This window comes from Saccharomonospora amisosensis, from assembly GCF_011761185.1.
Taxonomy (GTDB): domain Bacteria; phylum Actinomycetota; class Actinomycetes; order Mycobacteriales; family Pseudonocardiaceae; genus Saccharomonospora_A; species Saccharomonospora_A amisosensis.
The window spans coordinates 2,679,981-2,698,945 of the sequence record NZ_JAAOYM010000001.1; the positions used below are offsets into that span (position 1 = coordinate 2,679,981).

The window sequence follows — 18,965 nt, forward strand, 5'->3', positions numbered from 1 at the left end:
ACGACAACAACACACACTGAGGGGAGTTCGGCATGAACACGCCCAACCATGACGTGGGCGCGATCGTGGTCGGTGTCGACAGCACCGAGGCGTCGCTGCGGGCGGTGCGCTGGGCGGCGAACACCGCCGCCAAGCACCACGTTCCGCTCCAGTTGGTGCACGCGGCGGGCTTTCCCGACCTCTACGTCGGTTCCACGGTGCCGCCGCCGGAGTCGTTCAAGGAGGAGCTGCGCAGGCAGAGCTGGGAGACGCTGCGCGCCGCGAGGGACATCGCCAGGCAGGCCGGTGACATCGACATCCACCCGCGGTTCGAGACCGATCCCCCCATCCCGTTCCTGCTGCGTGCCTCGTCCGACGCGGCAATGATCGTGCTCGGTTCCTCGGGACGGACCGGGCTCACCGCTACGCTGGTCGGCTCCACCACGCTCGCGCTGGTCGCGCACGGCGATTGCCCTGTCGTGTCGGTGCGCAGTGACTACGCCGAGGTGGCCGCCGACGACCGGCGGCCGGTGGTGGTCGGGATCGACGGAAGCCCGCTCAGCGAGCGCGCCATCGGCTACGCCTTCGACGAGGCGAGTTTCCGCCGGGTGGAGCTGGTTGCCGTGCACACCTGGAGCGACACCGACACCGACGTCTTCAGCGAGGCCCGCATGTACTTCGACTGGGAGCCCATGAAGGACGTCGAACAGCGGCGGCTCGCCGAGCGGCTCGCGGGCTGGCAGGAGAAGTACCCCGACGTGCCGGTGCGGCGAGTGATCGAGAAGGACAAGCCGAGGCACGAACTGCTGGAGTGGAGCCGCAGGGCCCAGCTCGTTGTCGTGGGCAGCCGCGGTCGCGGTGGTTTCACCGGAATGCTGCTCGGTTCCACCAGCCAGGCGCTGATCCACCACGCCGAGTGCCCTGTCATGGTCGCCCGCCCTGAGCGTGAAGGTAAGTGATGTCGGCGTTCGACGAGTTCGCCGCTGTGCACGAGACCCACATCGGTGTGGTGTTCCTCGTGGGTGAGCGCGCGTACAAGCTGAAGAAGCCCGTGAATCTGGAGTTCGTGGACTTCAGCACGCCGCAGCGGCGGCTCGCCGCGTGCCGCAGGGAGGTCGAGCTGAACCGCAGGCTTTCCCCTGACGTCTACCTCGGTGTTTCCGAGGTGTCCGATGTCGACGGCGGTCCCGCGGACTACCTGGTAGTGATGCGCAGGATGCCTGAGGACCGCCGACTGTCCACACTGGTCAAGGAGGGCGAGGACGTCTCCGAGGTGGTCGACCGGCTGGCGAGGATGATCGCCGCCTTCCACAGCACGGCGGCTCGCGGCGAGGAGATCTCCGCCGAGGGCGGCCGCGACGCCATCAGGCAACGCTGGTGCGACAGTTTCGACCAGGTGCGCCAGGTCGGTGTGCTCGACGGCGACCTTACCGCGGAGATCGAGCGGCTCACGCTGGACTTCCTGGCCGGGCGCGAACCCATGTTCCGGCGACGGATCGCGGCGGGGCGGGTGCTCGACGGCCACGGGGACCTGCTGACCGACGACGTGTTCTGTCTCGACGACGGCCCGAGGGTGCTCGACTGCCTTGAGTTCGACGACCGGCTCCGCTGGCTGGACGGTCTCGACGACATCGCGTTCCTGGCGATGGATCTGGAGCGGCTCGGTGCCACGGAGTCCGCGCGGCGGTTGCTCGACCGCTACGCCGAGTTCGCCGCCGACCCGGCGCCTGCCTCGCTGCGGCACCACTACATCGCCTACCGGGCCTTCGTGCGAGCCAAGGTGGCGTGCCTGCGCGCCACCCAGGGCGATGCCGCGTCCCGTCGCACCGCGCGTGAGTACGCCGACCTCGCGCTGCGGCACCTGCGGGCGGGGCGGCCCCGGCTGATCATGGTCGGTGGGCTTCCCGGCACCGGCAAGTCCACCGTGGCCGGGCTGGTGGCCGACGAGCTCGGCGCCGTGCTGCTATCCACCGACCGGCTGCGCAAGGAACTCGCCGGGCGCTCACCGCGCGAATCCGCCGCCGCGGAGTACCAGCGCGGTATCTACGCGCCCGAGCACACCGAACGCACCTACGGCGAGTTGCTTCGCCGCGCCTCGGAACTGCTGGCCGAGGGAGAAACCGTGGTGCTGGACGCGTCGTGGATACGAGCCGACGATCGCACCGAGGCCGAGCGTACCGCCGCGCGGGCTCACAGCGAGGTGGTGGCGCTTCGCTGCGTGGCTCCCGCCGAGGTGGCCGCCCAGCGGATGCGCGAGCGGCACGGCGATGTCTCCGACGCCGACCCGCGCATAGCGGCGGCGATGTCGCGGGATGTCGATTCGTGGCCGTCTGCCTCGGACATCGACACCTCCGGCACCCCTGCGCGGTCGCTGGCGCAGGCGCTGCGGGTGCTGGTGGACTGAGCGCCGATGAGAACCCGGCCACACCGGCGAAGGAAGGGAAATCGGGGCCGTGGCGCCACCTGGCTGATCAGCTCGCGCGGGTCCTTCGCGCTGCCGCGGCGACGAAACACGCGATCGACGCGGAGCTCGCGGCACTGATCAACCGGCCGATGACCGCAGGCCACCTCGGCGAGTGGATCGCCTGCCAGGTCCTCGACATCGAACCAGAGGCCTCGGCCGCCGCACCGCGCGGCTGTCCCGAAACCGCTGGCGCAGGTCCTTGCCCGCGATGAGCGGTGGTGCAGGCGGGTTCACTCGCGAGCGCCGTTGCGGTCAGGTGCAGGAAACGGCCTCGAGGTCCGGCTCGATCACCTCGACCGAGCGCGCGGTCACCGCGCCGCGTTCGGCCGCCTCCAGCAGCGCGGGCAGCGCCGAGCGTCCCTGACTCACCACAAGGGACACTGCCGCGCGCCCCGCGTCGGCTGTGGTGTCGACTGCTTCCACACCCGGCAGCCGGCCGCACTCGCGGCGAACGCCGCGGCGTCGCCGTCCACGGTGAGCGCGACCCGGTCGCGCTCACCCAGCTTCGACACCAGCTCACTGCGGGTGCCCTCGGCGATCAGTCTGCCGTGGTCGATGATGCCGGCGCGGTCGCGCAGCCGCTCGGCCTCCTCCAGGTAACGGGTGGTGTAGCGGACCGCCATGCCAGCGGCCCCGAACGCCCCGGACACTGTCCATGATCGCGTGCCTGCTCTGCGGGTCCACCCCGACGGTGGACTCGTCGAGCACGAGCAGCGTCGGCTCGTGCAGCAGCCCGGCGGGGCGCGACCATCCGGTGCCGCGCCTTGACCACGGGTAGGGGGTCACGATCCGACCAGCAGCACCCACACCGGTCCCTTCGCCAGCCGCAGTGGCTCTCCGTCCTTCGTGGTGAACCGCGTCCCCTCGGCCGCGGTTGGCCTGGACCAGGTTCCCTCGAAGGCGAGGCCGTCGCGCAGCACGGTCACCTTGCCCGTACCGACCGTGCGTGCGAACGGAGACAGCGATCCGGTGCTGTCGCGCACTCCTCGACCGGGTTCGACGCGCACCTGCTGGATGACGACCGTGGCCGCGCCGACCTGCCCGGCGCCGGAGGAGATCAGCGACGAACCGTCCAGCGACACCAGCCACCTCCGCTGCTGGGCCGACCACCGTAGGTGGTAGGAGGCCGCCCGGTAGGACACCGTGTGTTCGGTCGTCGCGCGGCCACCCGCGGGGGCCACCCCGAACCGCAGCACCCGGCTCGGGCCGGCTCCCGTTCCCACGGGGAGGTCGGCGGGCCGGGTGTAGAGGTTGTGCGGGCGCGGCCTGCCCGGGTCCCGGTAGTACGCCCCTGGGTGTGACAGCTCGGTCACGACGGTCAGCGGCGCCGCGCGCAACAGGTCCATGATCGCGGGTGCCGCTCCTGAGAAGACCAGCGTCGGGTGGCCGTACTGAGCGAGCAGTTCCGCGTCGGTCTCGCGGGCGCTGCGCACCGGGCCTGCCACGGGAGGCAGCTGACCGGAATACACCGCGGCGAGCCGGGTGAGTCCACCCTCGACCGGCTCAACGTAGACGACGTCGGCCGCGGCCAGGCCGGTCTGCGGGCGGGCGGCGCTCACGTTGTCGATCTTGACGACCAGCACCGGATCGCGTGGCGGCGGTGTCGAGCTGGGCGCCGACGTCGTCGACGGTGGCCGCGAGGGTGGCGGCGCGGCAGGCCGCTCGTCGTCGCCGCCGAACAGCAACAGCGCCGCGACGGCAGCACCGACCACCACGAACACCGCCACGGCCGCCAGCAGCCTGCGGATGGCCTTCGCCCGCACCCGAACCACCTCCTCGCCCGCACCACTACAGCAGAGGCGTGGCCTCGGCGGCAGGTCCGAATGACCCCTAGCCCGTGCCCGTCGTGAGTACGGCGGCGCCGTTCACGCGGTCGGCAGCCAGGTCGACGAGCGCGCGGTCGGCCTGCCCCAGCGGGTATGGGGTGGTGGTGACCCGCAGCCGGTTGCTGCCCGCGAACCGCAGGAACTCGGTCGCATCGGCGCGGGTGTTCGCGGTGACACTACGCACCTGCCGTTCCTGGAACAGGTGGCGCTGGTAGTTCAGCTGCGGGATGTCCGACAGGTGAATCCCGGCGATCGACAGGGTGCCGCCCCGATCCAGCGCGGCCAGCGCGGGCGGCACCAGCTCGCCCGCGGGCGCGAACAGGATGGCCGAGTCCAACGGCTCCGGCGGCTGATCCGCCGCACCCTGCGTGGTCGCCGCGCCGAGTTCGGCGGCCAGTTGCCTGGCCTTCGCGCTGCGGGTCAGCACGTGCAACCGCGCGCCCTCGGCCAGCGCGACCTGCGCGGCCAGGTGCGCGCTCGCCCCGAAGCCGTAGATGCCAAGCCTGCCGCCGGGTGGCAGCTGCGCGCGCCGCAGCGCCCGGTAGCCGATGATGCCCGCGCACAGCAGCGGGGCCAGCTCGGCGTCGGAATAGCCAGGCGGCAGCGGCAGCGCGTAGTCGGCGGGCACCGTGGTGTACTCGGCGTACCCGCCGTCGGCGTCCCATCCGGTGTAGGCGGAGTACGGGCAGAGGTTCTCCCCACCCCTGGTGCAGAAGCGGCACCGCCCGCAGGTTCCGCGTAGCCACGCGACGCCGACCCGGTCTCCGACGGCGAACGACTCACCCGCGCCCTCGATACCCTCACCGGTCTCGACCACCTCGCCGACGACCTCGTGACCTGGCACCACGTCCGGCTTGTGCACCGGCAGGTCACCCTCCGCCACGTGCAGGTCGGTACGGCACACGCCGCATACCAGCACCCGCAGCAACAACTCACCGCGGCTCGGTTCCGGCACCGGGTCGTCCTCGTGGAACATGAGCGGCCCGTGCGGGCCGATCTGCATCGGTCCCGGCCGCGTCACCCGCCATGCGCGCATCCGCTCGCTCCTCCCCAACCGTGTCCGGTTCGGACACACCGACCGCCGCGACCATAGCCCCGGCCCGGTGAGGCCTTTCGGCCCCGGCGCCGGACGGGCGGGGGTCGAGACACTGATCCGGAGCCTCGCTGGGCCATCCGGCCGTTTTCGACGAGGCAACCCGAAAATAGACAATCGAACAGGAGTGGACCATGTCCGTGAAAGACCAACCGCGAATCGAGTCGATGCGGATCCCCGGCCGCGACGCCGCGGCGACAGCGGCCCGGCACGGGGCGGTCATGACGACCACCGCGGGCAAGCTCACGGCGGTCCTGCGCATCGCTACCGGCTTCGTGTTCCTGTGGGCGTTTCTGGACAAGATCTTCGGCTTCGGCTACGCCACGAGCGCGGAGCGGGCATGGATCAACGGTGGCTCGCCCACCCGCGGCTTCCTCAGCGGCGTCGACGTCGGCCCGTTCGACGCCACGCTTCGCTCGTGGGCCGGTTCGGCCTGGGCGGACTGGCTGTTCATGGCGGGCCTTGCCGGTATCGGTGTGGTGGTGACGCTCGGCATCGGCCTGCGGCTTTCCGCGCTCGCCGGGACGGTGATGATGCTGCTGATGTGGGCAGCGGAGTGGCCGCTCGACCGCGTCACCGCCTCCGGTGAGCCTTCGATGTCGACCAACCCCGTTGTGGACTACCACATCGTCTACGCGCTGGTGCTGATCGTGTTGGCCGCGGTATACGCGGGTAACACCTGGGGGCTGGGCCGCCGCTGGGCGCACCTGCCGCTGGTCAACCGCAACCGCTGGTTGCTCTGACCGGCGTGCGACACCCGTGGGCCCGTTCCTCACCCAGGTCGTGGGGAGCGGGCCTCGCTGCCTCATCGGTGCCTTACCGCCGTTTCAGCGCCGGCTCACCGGGTCCGCAGGTCCACGCTCAGCACACCGGGAACCGTACGCACGAGTGTGCTCACCACGTGCCGTTCCGCGGAATCGCTGAAGTCGCCGCTTACGGTCACCACCCCACCCTCGACGTCGACCTGCCAGCGATCCCGGTGGCCGTCGTAGTCGGTGAGCACCTTGCGGACGTGGGTGCCGACGGTGTCGTCAGGCCGCACGAACGGCCGCAGCACGTCCCTGCGGCTCACGATCCCCACCAGCACTCCCTCCGCCACCACCGGCACCGAGCGCAACCCGTCCCGCAGCATGACGCGGGCGATCTCGGTGACGTCACTGACGGGCGAGACCACCTCGACCGGCGCGGTCATCACGTCGGCGACCTTCACGGTGCCGATCTCACCCGTCATGGCGCGCAGCGCGTCCGCCTCGGTGACGATGCCGACCACCCGCTCCTCGTCGTCCACCACGGGCAGCCCGGCGTAGCCGCCCTCGGTCAGCAGCACGACAGCGTCCTTGAGCAGCGCCTGCGGCGAGGTGTTCACCACGGGCCTGCTCATGATCTCGGAAACGCGCATGTCGATCGCTCCTCACTCCTCCATCGGGGGCTCGTCGGAGGCTTCCCGCCGAGCCCATTCGGCCGCGACGCGTTCCCAGGCGCGCCCCCACGCGCGCAGCCGGTAGCCCGCCAGCACGGCCTTGACCGACCCGTATCCGGCGGCGAGCCCGGCCGCCGCCGCCAACCAGGTACCGATGCCCGCCGCCGCGGCGATCCCGCCTGCCCGCCGCGTACTCACCGGCGAGGGCACCATCTCGCCGCGACGATCCAGCCACACGACGCGCTCGGCGCCCGCCTTCGTGCCCGCGGCGACGGAGATGAGCCCGCGCCGCCGCTGCCCCTGCTGGGTGCGCCAGCGGCCCGGCACGCGTACGCGCGAGCCGACGACGGGTACGCGGGCGCGGGTCGCGTCGGCGAGCACCACGGCGGTCACCGGGTGCCGATCAGCGGCCTGCTCCCGCGCGAGCCGGACCTGGCGGGCGTAGGCACGACCGCCCACCGCCACCGCCGCAGGCACGGCCAGCAGCGCCAGCAGCACCGTGACGGCGAACGCCGCACCCTCCACCCGATCGACACGGCGCACGAGCGGTCCAGGGCCGGGCAGCACGTGCCGCCACGGCCCCCGCTTCGGGCCCTGCGGGCGCTGTGAGCCCTGCGGGCTGCTCAGCTCAAGCAGTTCGGGCACCGCCTTCCTCGCCCTTCCTCGCCGCACCGGACTTTCCCGCGAGCCTGTCCCGCGCGCGGGCGCGGTAGCGAGGGTCTTTGGTCCCGGTCCGGTCCTACTGACGGCCCTACCCGTCCCGACCAGGCGCGGAGTGCGATGGGAGGCACCAAACCGAACCGTGAACCAGTTGGAGGAAAGGGGTCCACATGACTGTGCCCGCACGCCGCCAGAGCCACTCGCTACTGCCGGACTTTCAAGAACTGATGGACATGTTCCCGACCTTCGGGGCGCTTCGCCCGTTCGACTTCCACACCATCCGGGTGGAGGACAAGGTCGAGGAGGGCCGCTACCTGCTGCGCGCCGAACTGCCCGGCGTCGACGTCGACAAGGACCTGAACCTGACGGTGTCGAACGGCCTGCTGACGATCGAGGCCACCCGCTCGGAGGAGAAGGCGGAGAAGGGGCGTTCGGAGTTCCGGTACGGCTCGTTCAGCCGCACAGTGGCGCTTCCCGAGGGCGCCAAGGAGGACACCATCGAGGCCAGCTACGACGACGGCATCCTGACGGTGACGGTCGAGCTGGGCCGCACCGAGGAGCGCGCCAAGCAGATCCCGGTCCGGCACTGAGCAACCCCGATATCCACCCCACTCGACTCGGTGGCGGCCCGCATCCGGGCCGCCACCCGCATGCTTCACAGGAGAAACCGATGGCACGGCACGTCGCCTGGCTGACCGAGCTGACCGCGCGCGACACCACGCTGGCCGGGGGCAAGGGCGCGAACCTGGGCGAACTCGCCTCCGCGTCGATGCCCGTGCCACCAGGGTTCGTGGTGACCGCGCAGGCCTACCGTGACTCGATGGACGCCGGGGGTGTGCGTGCCGAGCTGCGCGAACTGGTCGCCAAGATCGGCGACGACGTGGAGGCCGCCTCGCAGCGGCTGCAGGCCCTGGTGCGCAAGGCCGGGGTGGCGCCACAGGTCGCAGCCGCGGTCAGGCAGGCCTACCACGAACTGGGAGGCAGTGTCGAAGCCGGTGCTGCCGGTGAGGTCGGTGAGGCCGGTGGGGTCACCGTCGCGGTGCGCTCCTCGGCGACCTCCGAGGACTCCCCCGGAGCGTCGTTCGCGGGAATGAACCGTTCCTTCACCAACGTGACCGGGCCGGACGCGCTCGTTTCGGCGGTGCTGTCGTGCTGGGAGTCGCTGTTCGGTGCCCGCTCGCTGGCCTACCGGCAGGAGCAGGGCATCACCGACGAGCCGATCATCGCCGTGGTGGTCCAGCGAATGGTCACCACCGACCGCTCCGGCGTGATCTTCACCGTCGATCCCTCGACCCGCGATCGCGACACCCTGGTGGTGGAGGCCGTGCTCGGCCAGGGCGAGGTGCTGGTCAGCGGAGCCGTCGAACCCGACACCTACCTGCTGTCCAAACCGGACGCCAAGTTGCTCAGCACCCGGCTGGGGCACCAGAACTACGAGATCGTTCGCACTCCGGGTGGCGAGAAGCGCGTCGAGCTTCCCGACGGGGACCAGCCTGCCGTGCTGCGGCCGGAGGAGGCGATGGAACTGGCCCGGATCGGGATACGGGTGGAGGAGCACTACGCAACCCCGCAGGACATCGAGTGGGCGGCATCCGGCGACGACATCTGGCTGGTGCAGACCAGACCGATCACGACACTGGGCCCGAAACGCACCCGAGCGCGGGGACGCACCGGCGGCGACACGGGCGGCGCCAAGGGCGGCGACGTGCTGCTGACCGGCCTCGCGGCCGCCCCCGGCGTCGGCGGCGGGGCGGTGCGCGTGCTCTCCGCCCCGTCGGAAGGCAAGAAGCTGCGCGACGGGGAGATCCTCGTCGCGGAGATGACCAACCCCGACTGGGTGCCCACCATTCGCCGTGCCGGCGCGCTGGTCACCGACCAGGGCGGGATGACCTGCCACGCGGCGATCGTCGCCCGCGAGCTGGGCGTCCCGTGCGTGGTCGGTACCCATTCGGCCACCCGCGACCTCACCGACGGCCAACTGGTGACGGTGGACGGTTCGGCGGGCACGGTCAGCGCGGGCGAGCGGGCGCGGACGCGGCCACAGCCCGAGTGGGCTCCACCGCCCACTGCGGCGGCCGTCGAGTCGCTCGGCACCCGGCTGTACGTCAACCTCGCGATGCCGGATGCCGCGCAGCGGGCCGCGGCGCTGCCGGTGGACGGCGTTGGCCTGCTTCGGGCGGAGTTCCTGCTCACCGAGGCGCTGCAGGGCAGGCACCCCCGCGCGTTCCTGGCCGACCGTGGACCGGAGCCGTTCGTGGCGGCCATGTCGCAGGCATTGCTGAAGATCAGCACCGCGTTCGCGCCCCGGCCGGTGATCTACCGTACGACGGACTTTCGCACCAACGAGTTCCGCGGCCTGCAGGGCGGCGAGCGGTTCGAACCGGTGGAGAGCAACCCGATGATCGGCTACCGCGGCTGCTACCGCTACGTCGATGATCCCGAACTGTTCCGGCTGGAACTGGCCGCGTTGGCCAGGGTGCGGGAACGCACGCCGAACCTGCATCTGATGTTGCCGTTCGTGCGCACCCGCTGGGAACTGGAGGCCTGCCTGGAACTCGTGGACGCCAGCCCGCTCGGCCGGCACCGCGGCCTGCACCGCTGGATCATGGCCGAGGTGCCGTCGGTGGCGTACTGGATCGGCGAGTACGCGCGCATGGGCGTGGACGGGGTCTCGATCGGCAGCAACGACCTCACCCAGCTCATGCTCGGCGTGGACCGGGACTCCCGGCTGTGCGCTCCGCTGTTCGACGAGAGCGACCCCGCCGTGCTCGACGCGATCGCCCGGATCGTGCACGCCTGTCACGACGCGGGCATCACCTCGTCGCTGTGCGGGCAGGCACCCTCGACCAACCCCGACTTCGCCGAGCACCTGGTGCGGCTGGGTATCACGTCCATCTCGGTGAACACCGACAGCGTGACCTCGGCGCGAGCCGCGATCGGGTCGGCGGAGCGGCGGATGCTGCTGGCCGACGCCAGGCGCGAGTAGCGAGCCCGCACGCGGTTCGGGGCTCCGCATCGGCGGCTACCCCGAACCGCGGCCTTCGGCTCACTCCCTCGGGCGGACGATCGCCACCGGGCAGGTGGTGACGGTGTGCAGCAGCGCCTGGCTGGTGGAGCCGAGCAGGGTTCCCGACACCACTCCCCGTCCGTGCGAGCCGACCACGATCAACTGTGCGTGCCGCGCGGCGTCGAGCAGGGCGTCGGCGGGTTTGCCCGCGCGCACCACGTGCTCGCTGACCTCGACATCGGGGTACTTCTCCCGCCACGGCAGCAGATCGGTGCGCAACGCGCGCAGTTCCTGCTCGGTGACCTTGTCGAGTTCGTCCCGGACCGGCAGCCCCGACCAGGCGGCGTCGGCCAGCGACTCGTGCCACACGCGCACGGCGACCAGCCTGGCGCGTCTGGCAGCGGCGACGTCGAAGCCGAGGCCCAGCGCCTCGACGCCCAGCGCCGACCCGTCGGCGCCAACCACCACGTCGCCGGTGTCGACCGTCGCCGTGCCCGCGGGCAGCACCACCACAGGGCAGGCGGCGTGCGCGGCGACCGTCGAGGCCACCGAACCCACCAACAGCCTGCGGAACCCGCCGTAGCCGCGGGTGCCGAGCACCAGCAGCGACGCGCTTCGGGACTCCTCGATCAGGGTGTCGCTGGTTTGCCCCAGTCGCACGTCGGTCTCGACCCTTGCCTCGGGGACCTCGTCGGTGGCCATGTCCTCGGCCTCGGACAGCCACTTACGCCCGGAGTCCAGCCACGCGCTGGCGTAGCTCGGTGGCGGTGCCGTCACATGCGGGTTGAGCGGCGGCAGGTCGGCGACGTAAAGCAGCCGCAACGGCACGCCCAACCGGACCGCCTGCCGCGCCGCCCACCGGGTCGCGTCCATCGCCGACGGTGACCCGTCCACTCCCGCCACCACGGGGCGGTCAGCTCGGTTGCCGTTCGTCATGTCGTTGCCTCCACCTCGGGCGTGTTCGCGGGAAAGCCAGTGCTCTCAGTGCCTTGTGCTTCGGTGTTCTCGGTTGCTTCGGTGTTCTCGGGTGCTTCAGTGCTTCAGGTAACGCAGGTACGGGTCGCCGGACAGGTGGCCGCGCACGCGTACCCGGCTGTCCAGCACCACGCAGCCGTCCTCGGTGGCCACGAGCGGGTTGAGGTCGAGTTCGGCGACGTCGGGCAGCGCCACGGCCAGCAGTCCCACCCGCATCAGCACGTCACGCACGGCGGCCACCGGCAGCTGCCGCAGCAGCTCGGGTGAGCTGCGCAGGCCGGCGATGAGGCGGTCGGCGTCGGATTCGGTCAGCGGAGCGAGCCGGGCGCTTCGGTCGGCGATGAGGTCGGTGTCCACGCCACCGAGCCCGAACACCACCAACGGGCCGAACACCTCGTCGGCGTTGATCCCGACGAGCAGTTCCCTGCCCTTGGGCACCATCGGCTGCACCACCACGCTGTGCAGCGAGCCGCCGAAGCGTTCCCGGAACGTGGCGAAGACCTCGCGCACTCCCTCGGCATCGCGCACGTCGAGCGCGACTCCCCCGCCCGCGCTCTTGTGCAGCAGGCCTTCCGCGTTGGCCTTCAACGCAACGGGGCGCCCGCCCATGCTCTCGAACAGCTCCACCGCTTCCGCCTCGTCGGCCGCGACAGCGGTCGGCACGGTGGGGATTGCGAAGTAGCGCAGCAGCGCGCCCACCTCGGCGGGAGTCAGCCAGCCGTCACCGTGGTTCTGCGCCAGCGCCTCGGCCACGAGGGTGCGGGCACCGTCCACGTCGATGCCGGGCAGGTGAGGCGTCTCACCGGACGGCTGCGCCAGCCAGCGCGCGTAGCCGGCCAGCCTGCCGAGTGCCTGCGCGGCGTGCTCGGGGTCGGAGTAGCTGGCCGTGACCGGGCCGACCAGGTCGTCGGTCAGCGGCACCACTGGCGCGAGCTGGCCTGGCCGTACGACCACGATCGGCTTGCCGCGCAGCGACACCCGCTGGCTCAGCGCGTCCGCCGGGTCTCCCACGGCCGTCGGTGCCGTGGCCACGATCACCGCGTCGACACCCGGGTCCTCCACGACAGCGTCCACACAGGCGCCGAACGCAAGTGGATGCACCGCGGCGGTGGTGTCCACCGGGTTGCGCGGGCTGGCCTGCTCGGGCAGCAGCGCGCGCAGCCGCACCAGTGTCTCCTCCGTCAGCTCCGGCAGTGCGAGGCCGTGCCTGGCGCAGGCGTCCACGGCCAGCACCCCGGTGCCGCCCGCGTTGCTCACGACGGCGACACGGTTTCCCGAAGGCAAGCCCTGCCAACGCAGCGCGGCGAGCACGGTCAGCAGCTCGGTGACGGTGTCGACGGCGAGCACCCCCGCCTGCTCGAACAGCGCGTCCCTGCTGACGGCCGGTGTCGCCGCCGCGGCGGTGTGCGAGGCGGCGGCGCGCTGTGCCAGTGCGGTGTTGGCGCCACGCACGGCGAGCACCGGCTTCTCGCGGGCCAGTGAGCGGGCGAGCAGGCCGAACTTGCGCGGGTTGCCGAAGGACTCCAGGTACAGCACGGCCGCGGCGGTGCGATCGTCGTGCTGCCACCACAGCAGCAGGTCGTTGCCGCTTACGTCGTACTTGTCACCGGCCGAGACCACATTGGACACCCCGAGGCCGGCGGCGGCGAGCAGTTCGGTGAGCGCGATCGCCACCCCGCCGGACTGCGTCATCACGCCGATGTCGCCGCCCGCCACGGCCGAGCGCAGGAACGTCGCGTTCATCCGCACGTTCGGATCGGTGTTGACCACGCCGATGCAGTTGGGCCCGACAACCCTGATCCCGTACCGGCGCACGGCGGTGAGCACGCGGTCGGTGTCGTCGGGCGAAAGCCCCGCGGTGATGATGACGACGGCGCGCACACCGCGTCGCCCGCAGTCCTCGACCGCGTCGGCGACCGCGGGCGCGGGCACCGCCACGACGGCCAGCTCGGGTGTTCGCGGCAGGTCGGCCACGCTGGGACGGCACTCGATGCCGAGTATCCGCTCGGCGTGCGGGTTGACCGCGAACAGCGCGCCGGTGAAGCCTGCTTCGATGAGGTTGGCAAGCACCGCGTGCCCCACCGAGCTCTCCCGCCTGCTCGCTCCGATGACGGCGATGGAGGCGGGTTCGAGCACGTGCCGCAGGCTGGCGACCTCGGCGACCCGTTCACGCGTCGCCACCGTTTCCAGGTAGCGCTCGCCACCGTCAAGTTGCAGCACGATCTCGCGTTCGGGGCCCTGTGCGGTGCTCGTCATCGGCAGCCCGAAGTCTCGCAGCAGCCGCAGCATGCGAGTGTTCTCCGCCGAAACCACGGCGAGCAGCCGGTTGATGCCGCGCGCCCTCGCGGTGGAGACCAGTTGCTCAAGCAGCAGTGTGCCGACGCCTTCGGCTCTGGCGGTGGCGTCGACGGCAAGCGCGATCTCCGCGATCCCGGGGTCGGCCAGTGTCTCGTAGTTGGCGACCCCGACGAGCCTGCCATCGAGGAAGGCGCCCGCGGCGGCATGCCTTGGGCCGGTCTCGGCCGCGATGGCCTCGGCCAGCCTGTCGAGGTGGGCCGGCGCTGGGCCGAAGAAGCGCAGGTAGCTGTCGCGCTCACCGAACGCGCTGTGCAGCCGCGTCACCTCGGGTGCGTCCGACGGTACGAGCGGCCGGATCAGTACGACGCGGCCGTCAGCGAGCAGGCCTCGGTGGCCGAGGTGCTCGACGGTGGTTGTCACCGGGTTCACTCCTCACCGGGCTCGCGGTTTCGGCCCGACCCAGTGGACGCGCCCGCCACCGAAGCCGGTTCGGCGGGCCGCCAGGCATCGGCGCCCTGCTCGTCCTGCGCCCTCGGCGGTACCACGACCACGGGCACGCTGGCGTTCTTCGCGCAGGCGGCACTGACCGAGCCGAGTATGGTCTTGCGCAGCTTCTGGTCACGGTGCCTGGCGACGACGAGCAACGCCGCTCGACGTGCCGCTTCCACGAGCACCGTGCTCGCCGGTCCCTCCAGCACCACCGGCACGATCGTTGGCAGCTCGGCGCGGCCGCGAGCCGCTGCGGCGATGGCGTCGTCGAGCAGGCGCTCGTAGCGGGCACGGATGTCCTCGACGCGCTTCCAGGCGAAGTCGTGGGTGACGTCGACCGACCACACGGCGATGGCGCGGACCTCACTTCCGCGTGCGAGCGCCTCCTCGATGGCCCAGCCGAGTGCCCGCACGGAGGCGTCGGAGCCGTCCACACCGACCACGATCGGTCCGCCGCTCGCGGCGCGTGTCATGCCGTCCTCCCCTGTACCCACTCGGTGTCGTCGCCGTGTGCCCGTAGCCAACCCCGGCAGGCGTCGGCCAGCCCGTCGGCGAGGACCGCGGTGACGTGGTTCTCCAGGCCGATCGGCACCGTTGGCATGCGCCCGGCTTCGGCATCGGTCACCGCGGTGGGTACCCGGGCGCGCAGCGCGCACACGGCGCCGAACTCGCGCGCCGTCAGCTGCTCGCCGACCGAACGGACGTCCACGAGCAGGTCGACGCCACCGGGCTCGTCGAGCGGGCAGCGCGACCCTGGTTCAAGTGCCCTGCACAGGCCGGTGGCGGTATGGCAGGTGCTCACCCGGCAGCCGAGGTCGCGCAGCCGGGGCAGGACCCGCGCGGAGTCCCCGAAGTTCGCTTCGGTAACCAGTACGTGCATTCGTGGGCCTCCTCAGGCGTTCGCCCACTCACGCTCGTTCAGGCCGCCACGGTGCCGGTAGGGGCGAACTGCCTCTCTTACCTAGCGACGCGAGAGCCGGGCCGTATAGGTCGTTATACAGAACTCGGCCAGGCCTTGCCGGGCATGGACAACACTCCCGCAGCTTTTACAACGAAATTGTTGACCATCTTGTCGACCCCTGCGAAGGTTCGACCCGGGAACGACGCGTCCCATGGCAGGCGGCAGCCGCCCGGCTGCGCCGACCCACCGTGGATGGCGGGGCCAGAAGGGATCGAATCGCGATGTCAAGTGATGTATCTATCACCCATGTAGGTGATGAACTGGAATCGCTCTAGAGTCCGCGCAACGTAAACCAAGTTTTAGGCACAAGGGAGTGCCCATGAGATTCGCAAGACCCCGGCCTCGCCCCCGCCGGCGCCTGTCGGCGCTGGCGGCCGTACTCACACTCGCACTGGGCGTGGCCGCCTGTGGCGGCGGAGACGACGGCGCCAGCGGTGACGGCTCCGGCCCGGTGACCGTCCGCGTCGGGGTAATCCCGATCATGGATGTCGCCCCGCTCTACCTCGGCCGTGAGCAGGGCTTCTTCGCCGAAGAGGGCATCACCGTGGAGCCGCAGGAGTTCGCAGGCGGCGCCGAGATCCTGCCCGCCGTGCAAAGCGGCGACCTGCAGTTCGGGTTCTCCAACACCGCGTCGCTGCTCATCGGTGCGAGCAAGGGCCTGCCGGTCAGGATGGTCGCGCAGGGCGTGCAGGAAGCCGCCGACGAGGAGAACTCCTGGTCGCACATCTGGGTGCGCGCCGACAGCGGCATCAAGACCCCGAAGGACCTGGAGGGCAAGCGGCTCAGCGTCAACACGCTGCGCAACGTGCCCGAGGTGACCGCGAGGGCGTCGCTGGAGAAGCACGGCGTGGACCTTTCGAAGATCCAGTTCGTCGAGGTGCCGTTCCCCGAGGCGAACGCGGCGCTGGAGCAGGGCCAGGTCGACGCCATCTACGTCGTCGAGCCGTTCGACACCGTCGCGAGGCAGAGCGGGGCCAGGCCGCTGGTCGCTCCGCTGTACGAGACGGAGCCGAGCCTGACCGTGGCCTCGTACTTCACCACACAGGCCTACATCGAGGAGAACCCCGAGGTGGTCGAGCGGTTCGTACGGGCGATGAACAAGTCGCTGGAGTACGCCGCGCAGAACCCCGAAGCGGTCCGCAAGACCCTTGGCGAGTACACCAAGATCCCGGACAACCTGCTCGGCGAGGTGCGGCTGGGACAGTGGAGCACCGACCTCAACCGGGAATCCATCCAGCGAATGCACGACCTGAGCAAGAAGTACGGGTTGCTCGAAGGCGAGGCCAACCTCGACGAGCTGATCTGGACCTCGAACGGGAGCTGAGTCTGAGTCCATGACCCGTACCGACAACCGGCTGCGCCTGCTGGCGCAGACCTGGTCCGGGGTGGCAGCCGTGCTCGTGCTCGCCGAGCTGGCGTCACGAGCCGAGCTGCTGCCCCGGCGGCACTTCCCCCCGGTCTCGGAAATGCTCGCCGAACTGGGCGCGCAACTGGGCCAGGCGTCCTTCTGGACGGCGCTGGGCCAAACCATGCAGGGTTGGGTGCTCGGTCTGGCCTTCGCGGCGGTGTTCGCCGTGCCGCTGGGCATGATCCTGGGCACCAGCGTCGTCCGATACCGAGCGTTTCGCGCGATCATCGAGTTCCTTCGCCCGATCCCTTCGGTGGCGCTGGTACCGCTCGCCATCCTCGTCTACGGCGTGGGCATGGAGAGCAAGGTGTTCCTCGCGGCCTTCGCCGCGTTCTGGCCGCTGCTGATCCAGACCCTGTACGGGATGCAGGACGTGGACCCGGTCGCGGTGGACACCGCGCGCGTGTTCCGGCTCAGCCGCGTCGAACGGATCACCCGCGTGGTGCTGCCCGGTGCCGTCCCCTACGTCGCCACGGGACTTCGCATCTCCTCGTCGGTCGCACTGATCCTGGCCGTCACCGCCGAGTTGGTCATCGGATCGCCTGGACTCGGGCGTGAGATCAACGCCGCCCGCGTCGGCGCCGCTCCCGACCTGCTCTACGCCCTGATCATCGTCACCGGCCTGATCGGCTGGGGGCTCAACAGCCTGTTCGGGATGGCGGAACGACGCGTCCTGCACTGGCATCCGGCACAGCGAGGTGCGCGATGAGTCCTTCCCGGCGCCGCTGGGCGCTGATCGCACTGGAGGCCGGCGTTCCGCTGGCCGTGCTGGCAGGCTGGTGGATCTGGTCGGCGAGCGCGGGCAGTTTCTACTTCCCACCGCTGGCCGACATTCTGGCCACCTTCGCCGACACCTGGCTGTTCGACCGGTTCGCCACCGATGTGCTGCCCAGCCTCAGGCGGCTGGCCGCTGGCTTCCTCATCGCGGTGGTCATCGGGATCACGGTCGGCACGCTGCTCGGCCTCTCGGCCACCGCGCGCCGCGTCGCCGGACCGATCGTGGAGTTCGGCCGTGCCGTCCCGCCGCCCGCGCTGCTGCCCTTCGGCATGCTCGTGCTCGGCGTCGGCGACACGATGAAGATCTTCATCATCGCCGTGGTGTGCCTGTGGCCGGTGCTGCTCAACACGATCGACGGGGTGCGCGGTGTCGACCCGACGATGCTCGACACCGCCAGGGTCTACGGAATCCGCGGCGGCGAGCGGCTACGCAGCATCGTGCTGCCCGCCGCGCTGCCCCAGGTGTTCGCGGGCATGCGGACCAGCCTTTCGCTCGCGCTGATCCTCATGGTGATCAGCGAGATGGTGGCGAGCACCGCGGGCATCGGCTACTTCGTGCTCGAATCCCAACGGTCCTTCGCGATACCCGAGATGTGGTCGGGAATCGTGCTGCTCGGCGTGCTCGGATACCTGCTCAACGCGGCTCTGGCAGTCGTCGAGCGGCGCGTGCTCAGCTGGCATCGCGGCGCCAAGGCCAGCGCACTGCAGTAAGGAGTTGTAGCCAGTGCTGGAAGTCAGCGGTCTGTCCAAGACCTACGGTGACGGCGAGCGCGCCACCCGCGCCATCGCCGACCTCACCTTCAACGTCGACGAGGGAGAGTTCGTCTGCCTCGTCGGCCCGTCCGGATGCGGCAAGACCACGCTGCTGCGCTGCATGGCCGGGCTGCTGCCGCCCACCTCGGGCGAGGTGCGGCTGCGCGGCAGGCCGGTCGACGGCCCGCCGGAACAGATCGGGTTCGTGTTCCAGGAGTACAGCCGCTCGCTGATGCCGTGGCTGTCGGTGCGGGACAACATCGAGCTTCCGCTGCGGCACAAGCCACTCGGCAAGACCGAGCGGCGTGGGCTGGTGGAGCACGCCGTTGAGTCGGTGGGCCTCACCGGGTTCATCGAGCACTACCCGTGGGAGCTGTCCGGAGGTATGCAGCAGCGCGTCGCCATCGCACGGGCGCTGGCCTACCAGCCGGAGCTGCTGCTGATGGACGAACCGTTCGCGTCGGTGGACGCACAGACCCGCGCTGACCTGGAAGATCTGATGCTGCGGGTGCGGGCGGAGTACGGCGTGACCGTGCTGTTCGTGACCCACGACATCGACGAGGCGGTCTACCTCGGCGACCGCGTGGTGGTGCTGACCAGGCCGCCCACGACGGTGCAGGAGGTGCTCGACGTCGGGCTGCCCCAGCCGCGTGACCAGGTGTCCACCAAGGAACTACCGGAGTTCGCGCACCTGCGGGCGCACATCTTCCGTTCCATCAAACGCAAGCAGGAGCCGGCGCAACCGGCCACGGCAACCCCGGCCGAGCGGGGGTGAGCGGTAGCGTGGCGGGCACGCCCGGCCGGTGACGACCGGCCGCGGCTCACCACGACTGACCACGACTGCTGGGGGTGGAA

Annotated in this window: 18 protein-coding genes; 9 read left to right on the forward strand and 9 right to left on the reverse strand. The window is 70.8% G+C overall.

What is annotated here, in order from left to right:
* Window positions 1-32: 32 nt before the first annotated feature.
* Both FHU38_RS13110 and FHU38_RS13115 read left to right on the forward strand, forming a co-directional pair.
* Window positions 33-938 carry a universal stress protein gene (locus FHU38_RS13110; protein WP_167170848.1) on the forward strand — a complete coding sequence of 302 codons (906 nt, stop codon included), beginning with the start codon at window positions 33-35 and terminating at the stop codon, window positions 936-938.
* Entirely contained in the window at window positions 938-2,383 is a 1,446-nt protein-coding gene (locus FHU38_RS13115; RefSeq protein ID WP_167170851.1) for a bifunctional aminoglycoside phosphotransferase/ATP-binding protein, read from the forward strand. Before FHU38_RS13110 ends, FHU38_RS13115 begins: the two co-directional genes overlap by 1 nt.
* Before the next feature lie 425 nt (window positions 2,384-2,808).
* Here the strand turns inward: FHU38_RS13115 and FHU38_RS26970 are convergent, their stop codons facing one another.
* From FHU38_RS26970 to FHU38_RS13130, 3 genes are all read right to left on the reverse strand, one after another.
* A complete protein-coding gene (locus FHU38_RS26970; protein ID WP_208415662.1) occupies window positions 2,809-3,093 on the reverse strand; it encodes a hypothetical protein in 285 nt (94 codons plus the stop codon).
* Window positions 3,094-3,225: 132 nt separating this feature from the next.
* A complete protein-coding gene (locus FHU38_RS13125; protein WP_167170854.1) occupies window positions 3,226-4,206 on the reverse strand; it encodes a DUF3048 domain-containing protein in 981 nt (326 codons plus the stop codon).
* A 67-nt stretch (window positions 4,207-4,273) separates the two neighbouring features.
* Window positions 4,274-5,305 carry a zinc-binding alcohol dehydrogenase family protein gene (locus FHU38_RS13130; protein WP_167170857.1) on the reverse strand — a complete coding sequence of 344 codons (1,032 nt, stop codon included), beginning with the start codon at window positions 5,303-5,305 and terminating at the stop codon, window positions 4,274-4,276.
* A gap of 191 nt (window positions 5,306-5,496) precedes the next feature.
* Between FHU38_RS13130 and FHU38_RS13135 the strand changes: the two genes are divergently transcribed.
* Window positions 5,497-6,105 (forward strand): DoxX family membrane protein, encoded by a 609-nt coding sequence (locus FHU38_RS13135; RefSeq protein WP_167170861.1) that lies wholly within the window; start codon window positions 5,497-5,499, stop codon window positions 6,103-6,105.
* Window positions 6,106-6,200: 95 nt separating this feature from the next.
* Here FHU38_RS13135 and FHU38_RS13140 read toward each other — a convergent pair whose 3' ends face one another.
* Together FHU38_RS13140 and FHU38_RS13145 are read right to left on the reverse strand one after the other, a co-directional pair.
* A complete protein-coding gene (locus FHU38_RS13140; RefSeq protein WP_167170864.1) occupies window positions 6,201-6,761 on the reverse strand; it encodes a CBS domain-containing protein in 561 nt (186 codons plus the stop codon).
* A gap of 12 nt (window positions 6,762-6,773) precedes the next feature.
* The gene (locus tag FHU38_RS13145) at window positions 6,774-7,427 is read right to left on the reverse strand and encodes an Rv1733c family protein (RefSeq protein WP_167170866.1); all 654 of its coding nucleotides are present in this window, start codon (window positions 7,425-7,427) and stop codon (window positions 6,774-6,776) included.
* Between the two features lie 185 nt (window positions 7,428-7,612).
* Here FHU38_RS13145 and FHU38_RS13150 point away from each other — a divergent pair, with 185 nt between their 5' ends.
* Complete coding sequence (locus tag FHU38_RS13150) at window positions 7,613-8,032, forward strand: Hsp20/alpha crystallin family protein (RefSeq protein WP_167170868.1); 420 nt, start codon at window positions 7,613-7,615, stop codon at window positions 8,030-8,032.
* Between the two features lie 80 nt (window positions 8,033-8,112).
* On the forward strand, window positions 8,113-10,428 hold the full coding sequence (ppsA, locus tag FHU38_RS13155) for a phosphoenolpyruvate synthase (RefSeq protein ID WP_167170871.1): 2,316 nt from the start codon (window positions 8,113-8,115) through the stop codon (window positions 10,426-10,428).
* 60 nt (window positions 10,429-10,488) lie between these two features.
* Here ppsA and FHU38_RS13160 read toward each other — a convergent pair whose 3' ends face one another.
* The 4 genes from FHU38_RS13160 to FHU38_RS13175 all read right to left on the reverse strand — a co-directional run bounded on the left by FHU38_RS13160 (window position 10,489) and on the right by FHU38_RS13175 (window position 15,091).
* Window positions 10,489-11,385 carry a universal stress protein gene (locus tag FHU38_RS13160; protein ID WP_167170874.1) on the reverse strand — a complete coding sequence of 299 codons (897 nt, stop codon included), beginning with the start codon at window positions 11,383-11,385 and terminating at the stop codon, window positions 10,489-10,491.
* Window positions 11,386-11,481: 96 nt separating this feature from the next.
* Window positions 11,482-14,142, reverse strand: coding sequence for a bifunctional acetate--CoA ligase family protein/GNAT family N-acetyltransferase (locus FHU38_RS13165; protein ID WP_167170877.1), 2,661 nt, complete (start codon window positions 14,140-14,142; stop codon window positions 11,482-11,484).
* A gap of 5 nt (window positions 14,143-14,147) precedes the next feature.
* Complete coding sequence (locus tag FHU38_RS13170) at window positions 14,148-14,684, reverse strand: universal stress protein (protein ID WP_167170880.1); 537 nt, start codon at window positions 14,682-14,684, stop codon at window positions 14,148-14,150.
* Window positions 14,681-15,091, reverse strand: a complete 411-nt coding sequence (locus FHU38_RS13175; RefSeq protein WP_167170883.1) for a hypothetical protein — start codon at window positions 15,089-15,091, stop codon at window positions 14,681-14,683. Before FHU38_RS13175 ends, FHU38_RS13170 begins: the two co-directional genes overlap by 4 nt.
* 400 nt (window positions 15,092-15,491) lie before the next feature.
* Between FHU38_RS13175 and FHU38_RS13180 the strand changes: the two genes are divergently transcribed.
* The 4 genes from FHU38_RS13180 to FHU38_RS13195 are packed head-to-tail and all read left to right on the forward strand — an operon-like array spanning window position 15,492 to window position 18,885.
* Window positions 15,492-16,496, forward strand: coding sequence for an ABC transporter substrate-binding protein (locus FHU38_RS13180; protein WP_167170886.1), 1,005 nt, complete (start codon window positions 15,492-15,494; stop codon window positions 16,494-16,496).
* 10 nt (window positions 16,497-16,506) lie between these two features.
* Complete coding sequence (locus tag FHU38_RS13185; RefSeq protein ID WP_167170889.1) at window positions 16,507-17,289, forward strand: ABC transporter permease; 783 nt, start codon at window positions 16,507-16,509, stop codon at window positions 17,287-17,289.
* Window positions 17,286-18,068 (forward strand): ABC transporter permease, encoded by a 783-nt coding sequence (locus tag FHU38_RS13190; RefSeq protein WP_167170890.1) that lies wholly within the window; start codon window positions 17,286-17,288, stop codon window positions 18,066-18,068. Before FHU38_RS13185 ends, FHU38_RS13190 begins: the two co-directional genes overlap by 4 nt.
* 13 nt (window positions 18,069-18,081) lie before the next feature.
* Window positions 18,082-18,885 carry an ABC transporter ATP-binding protein gene (locus FHU38_RS13195; protein ID WP_167170891.1) on the forward strand — a complete coding sequence of 268 codons (804 nt, stop codon included), beginning with the start codon at window positions 18,082-18,084 and terminating at the stop codon, window positions 18,883-18,885.
* The last annotated feature ends 80 nt before the right edge of the window (window positions 18,886-18,965 follow it).

What these genes read in the sequence shown, in the direction of transcription:
- FHU38_RS13110 (WP_167170848.1), top strand. Translation starts at nt 33, where the DNA reads ATGAACACGCCCAACCATGACGTGGGCGCGATCGTGGTCGGTGTCGAC.
- FHU38_RS13115 (WP_167170851.1), top strand. Translation starts at nt 938, where the DNA reads ATGTCGGCGTTCGACGAGTTCGCCGCTGTGCACGAGACCCACATCGGT.
- FHU38_RS13130 (WP_167170857.1), bottom strand. Translation starts at nt 5,305, where the DNA reads ATGCGCGCATGGCGGGTGACGCGGCCGGGACCGATGCAGATCGGCCCG.
- FHU38_RS13135 (WP_167170861.1), top strand. Translation starts at nt 5,497, where the DNA reads ATGTCCGTGAAAGACCAACCGCGAATCGAGTCGATGCGGATCCCCGGC.
- FHU38_RS13140 (WP_167170864.1), bottom strand. Translation starts at nt 6,761, where the DNA reads ATGCGCGTTTCCGAGATCATGAGCAGGCCCGTGGTGAACACCTCGCCG.
- FHU38_RS13150 (WP_167170868.1), top strand. Translation starts at nt 7,613, where the DNA reads ATGACTGTGCCCGCACGCCGCCAGAGCCACTCGCTACTGCCGGACTTT.
- ppsA (WP_167170871.1), top strand. Translation starts at nt 8,113, where the DNA reads ATGGCACGGCACGTCGCCTGGCTGACCGAGCTGACCGCGCGCGACACC.
- FHU38_RS13160 (WP_167170874.1), bottom strand. Translation starts at nt 11,385, where the DNA reads ATGACGAACGGCAACCGAGCTGACCGCCCCGTGGTGGCGGGAGTGGAC.
- FHU38_RS13170 (WP_167170880.1), bottom strand. Translation starts at nt 14,684, where the DNA reads ATGACACGCGCCGCGAGCGGCGGACCGATCGTGGTCGGTGTGGACGGC.
- FHU38_RS13175 (WP_167170883.1), bottom strand. Translation starts at nt 15,091, where the DNA reads ATGCACGTACTGGTTACCGAAGCGAACTTCGGGGACTCCGCGCGGGTC.
- FHU38_RS13180 (WP_167170886.1), top strand. Translation starts at nt 15,492, where the DNA reads ATGAGATTCGCAAGACCCCGGCCTCGCCCCCGCCGGCGCCTGTCGGCG.
- FHU38_RS13185 (WP_167170889.1), top strand. Translation starts at nt 16,507, where the DNA reads ATGACCCGTACCGACAACCGGCTGCGCCTGCTGGCGCAGACCTGGTCC.
- FHU38_RS13190 (WP_167170890.1), top strand. Translation starts at nt 17,286, where the DNA reads ATGAGTCCTTCCCGGCGCCGCTGGGCGCTGATCGCACTGGAGGCCGGC.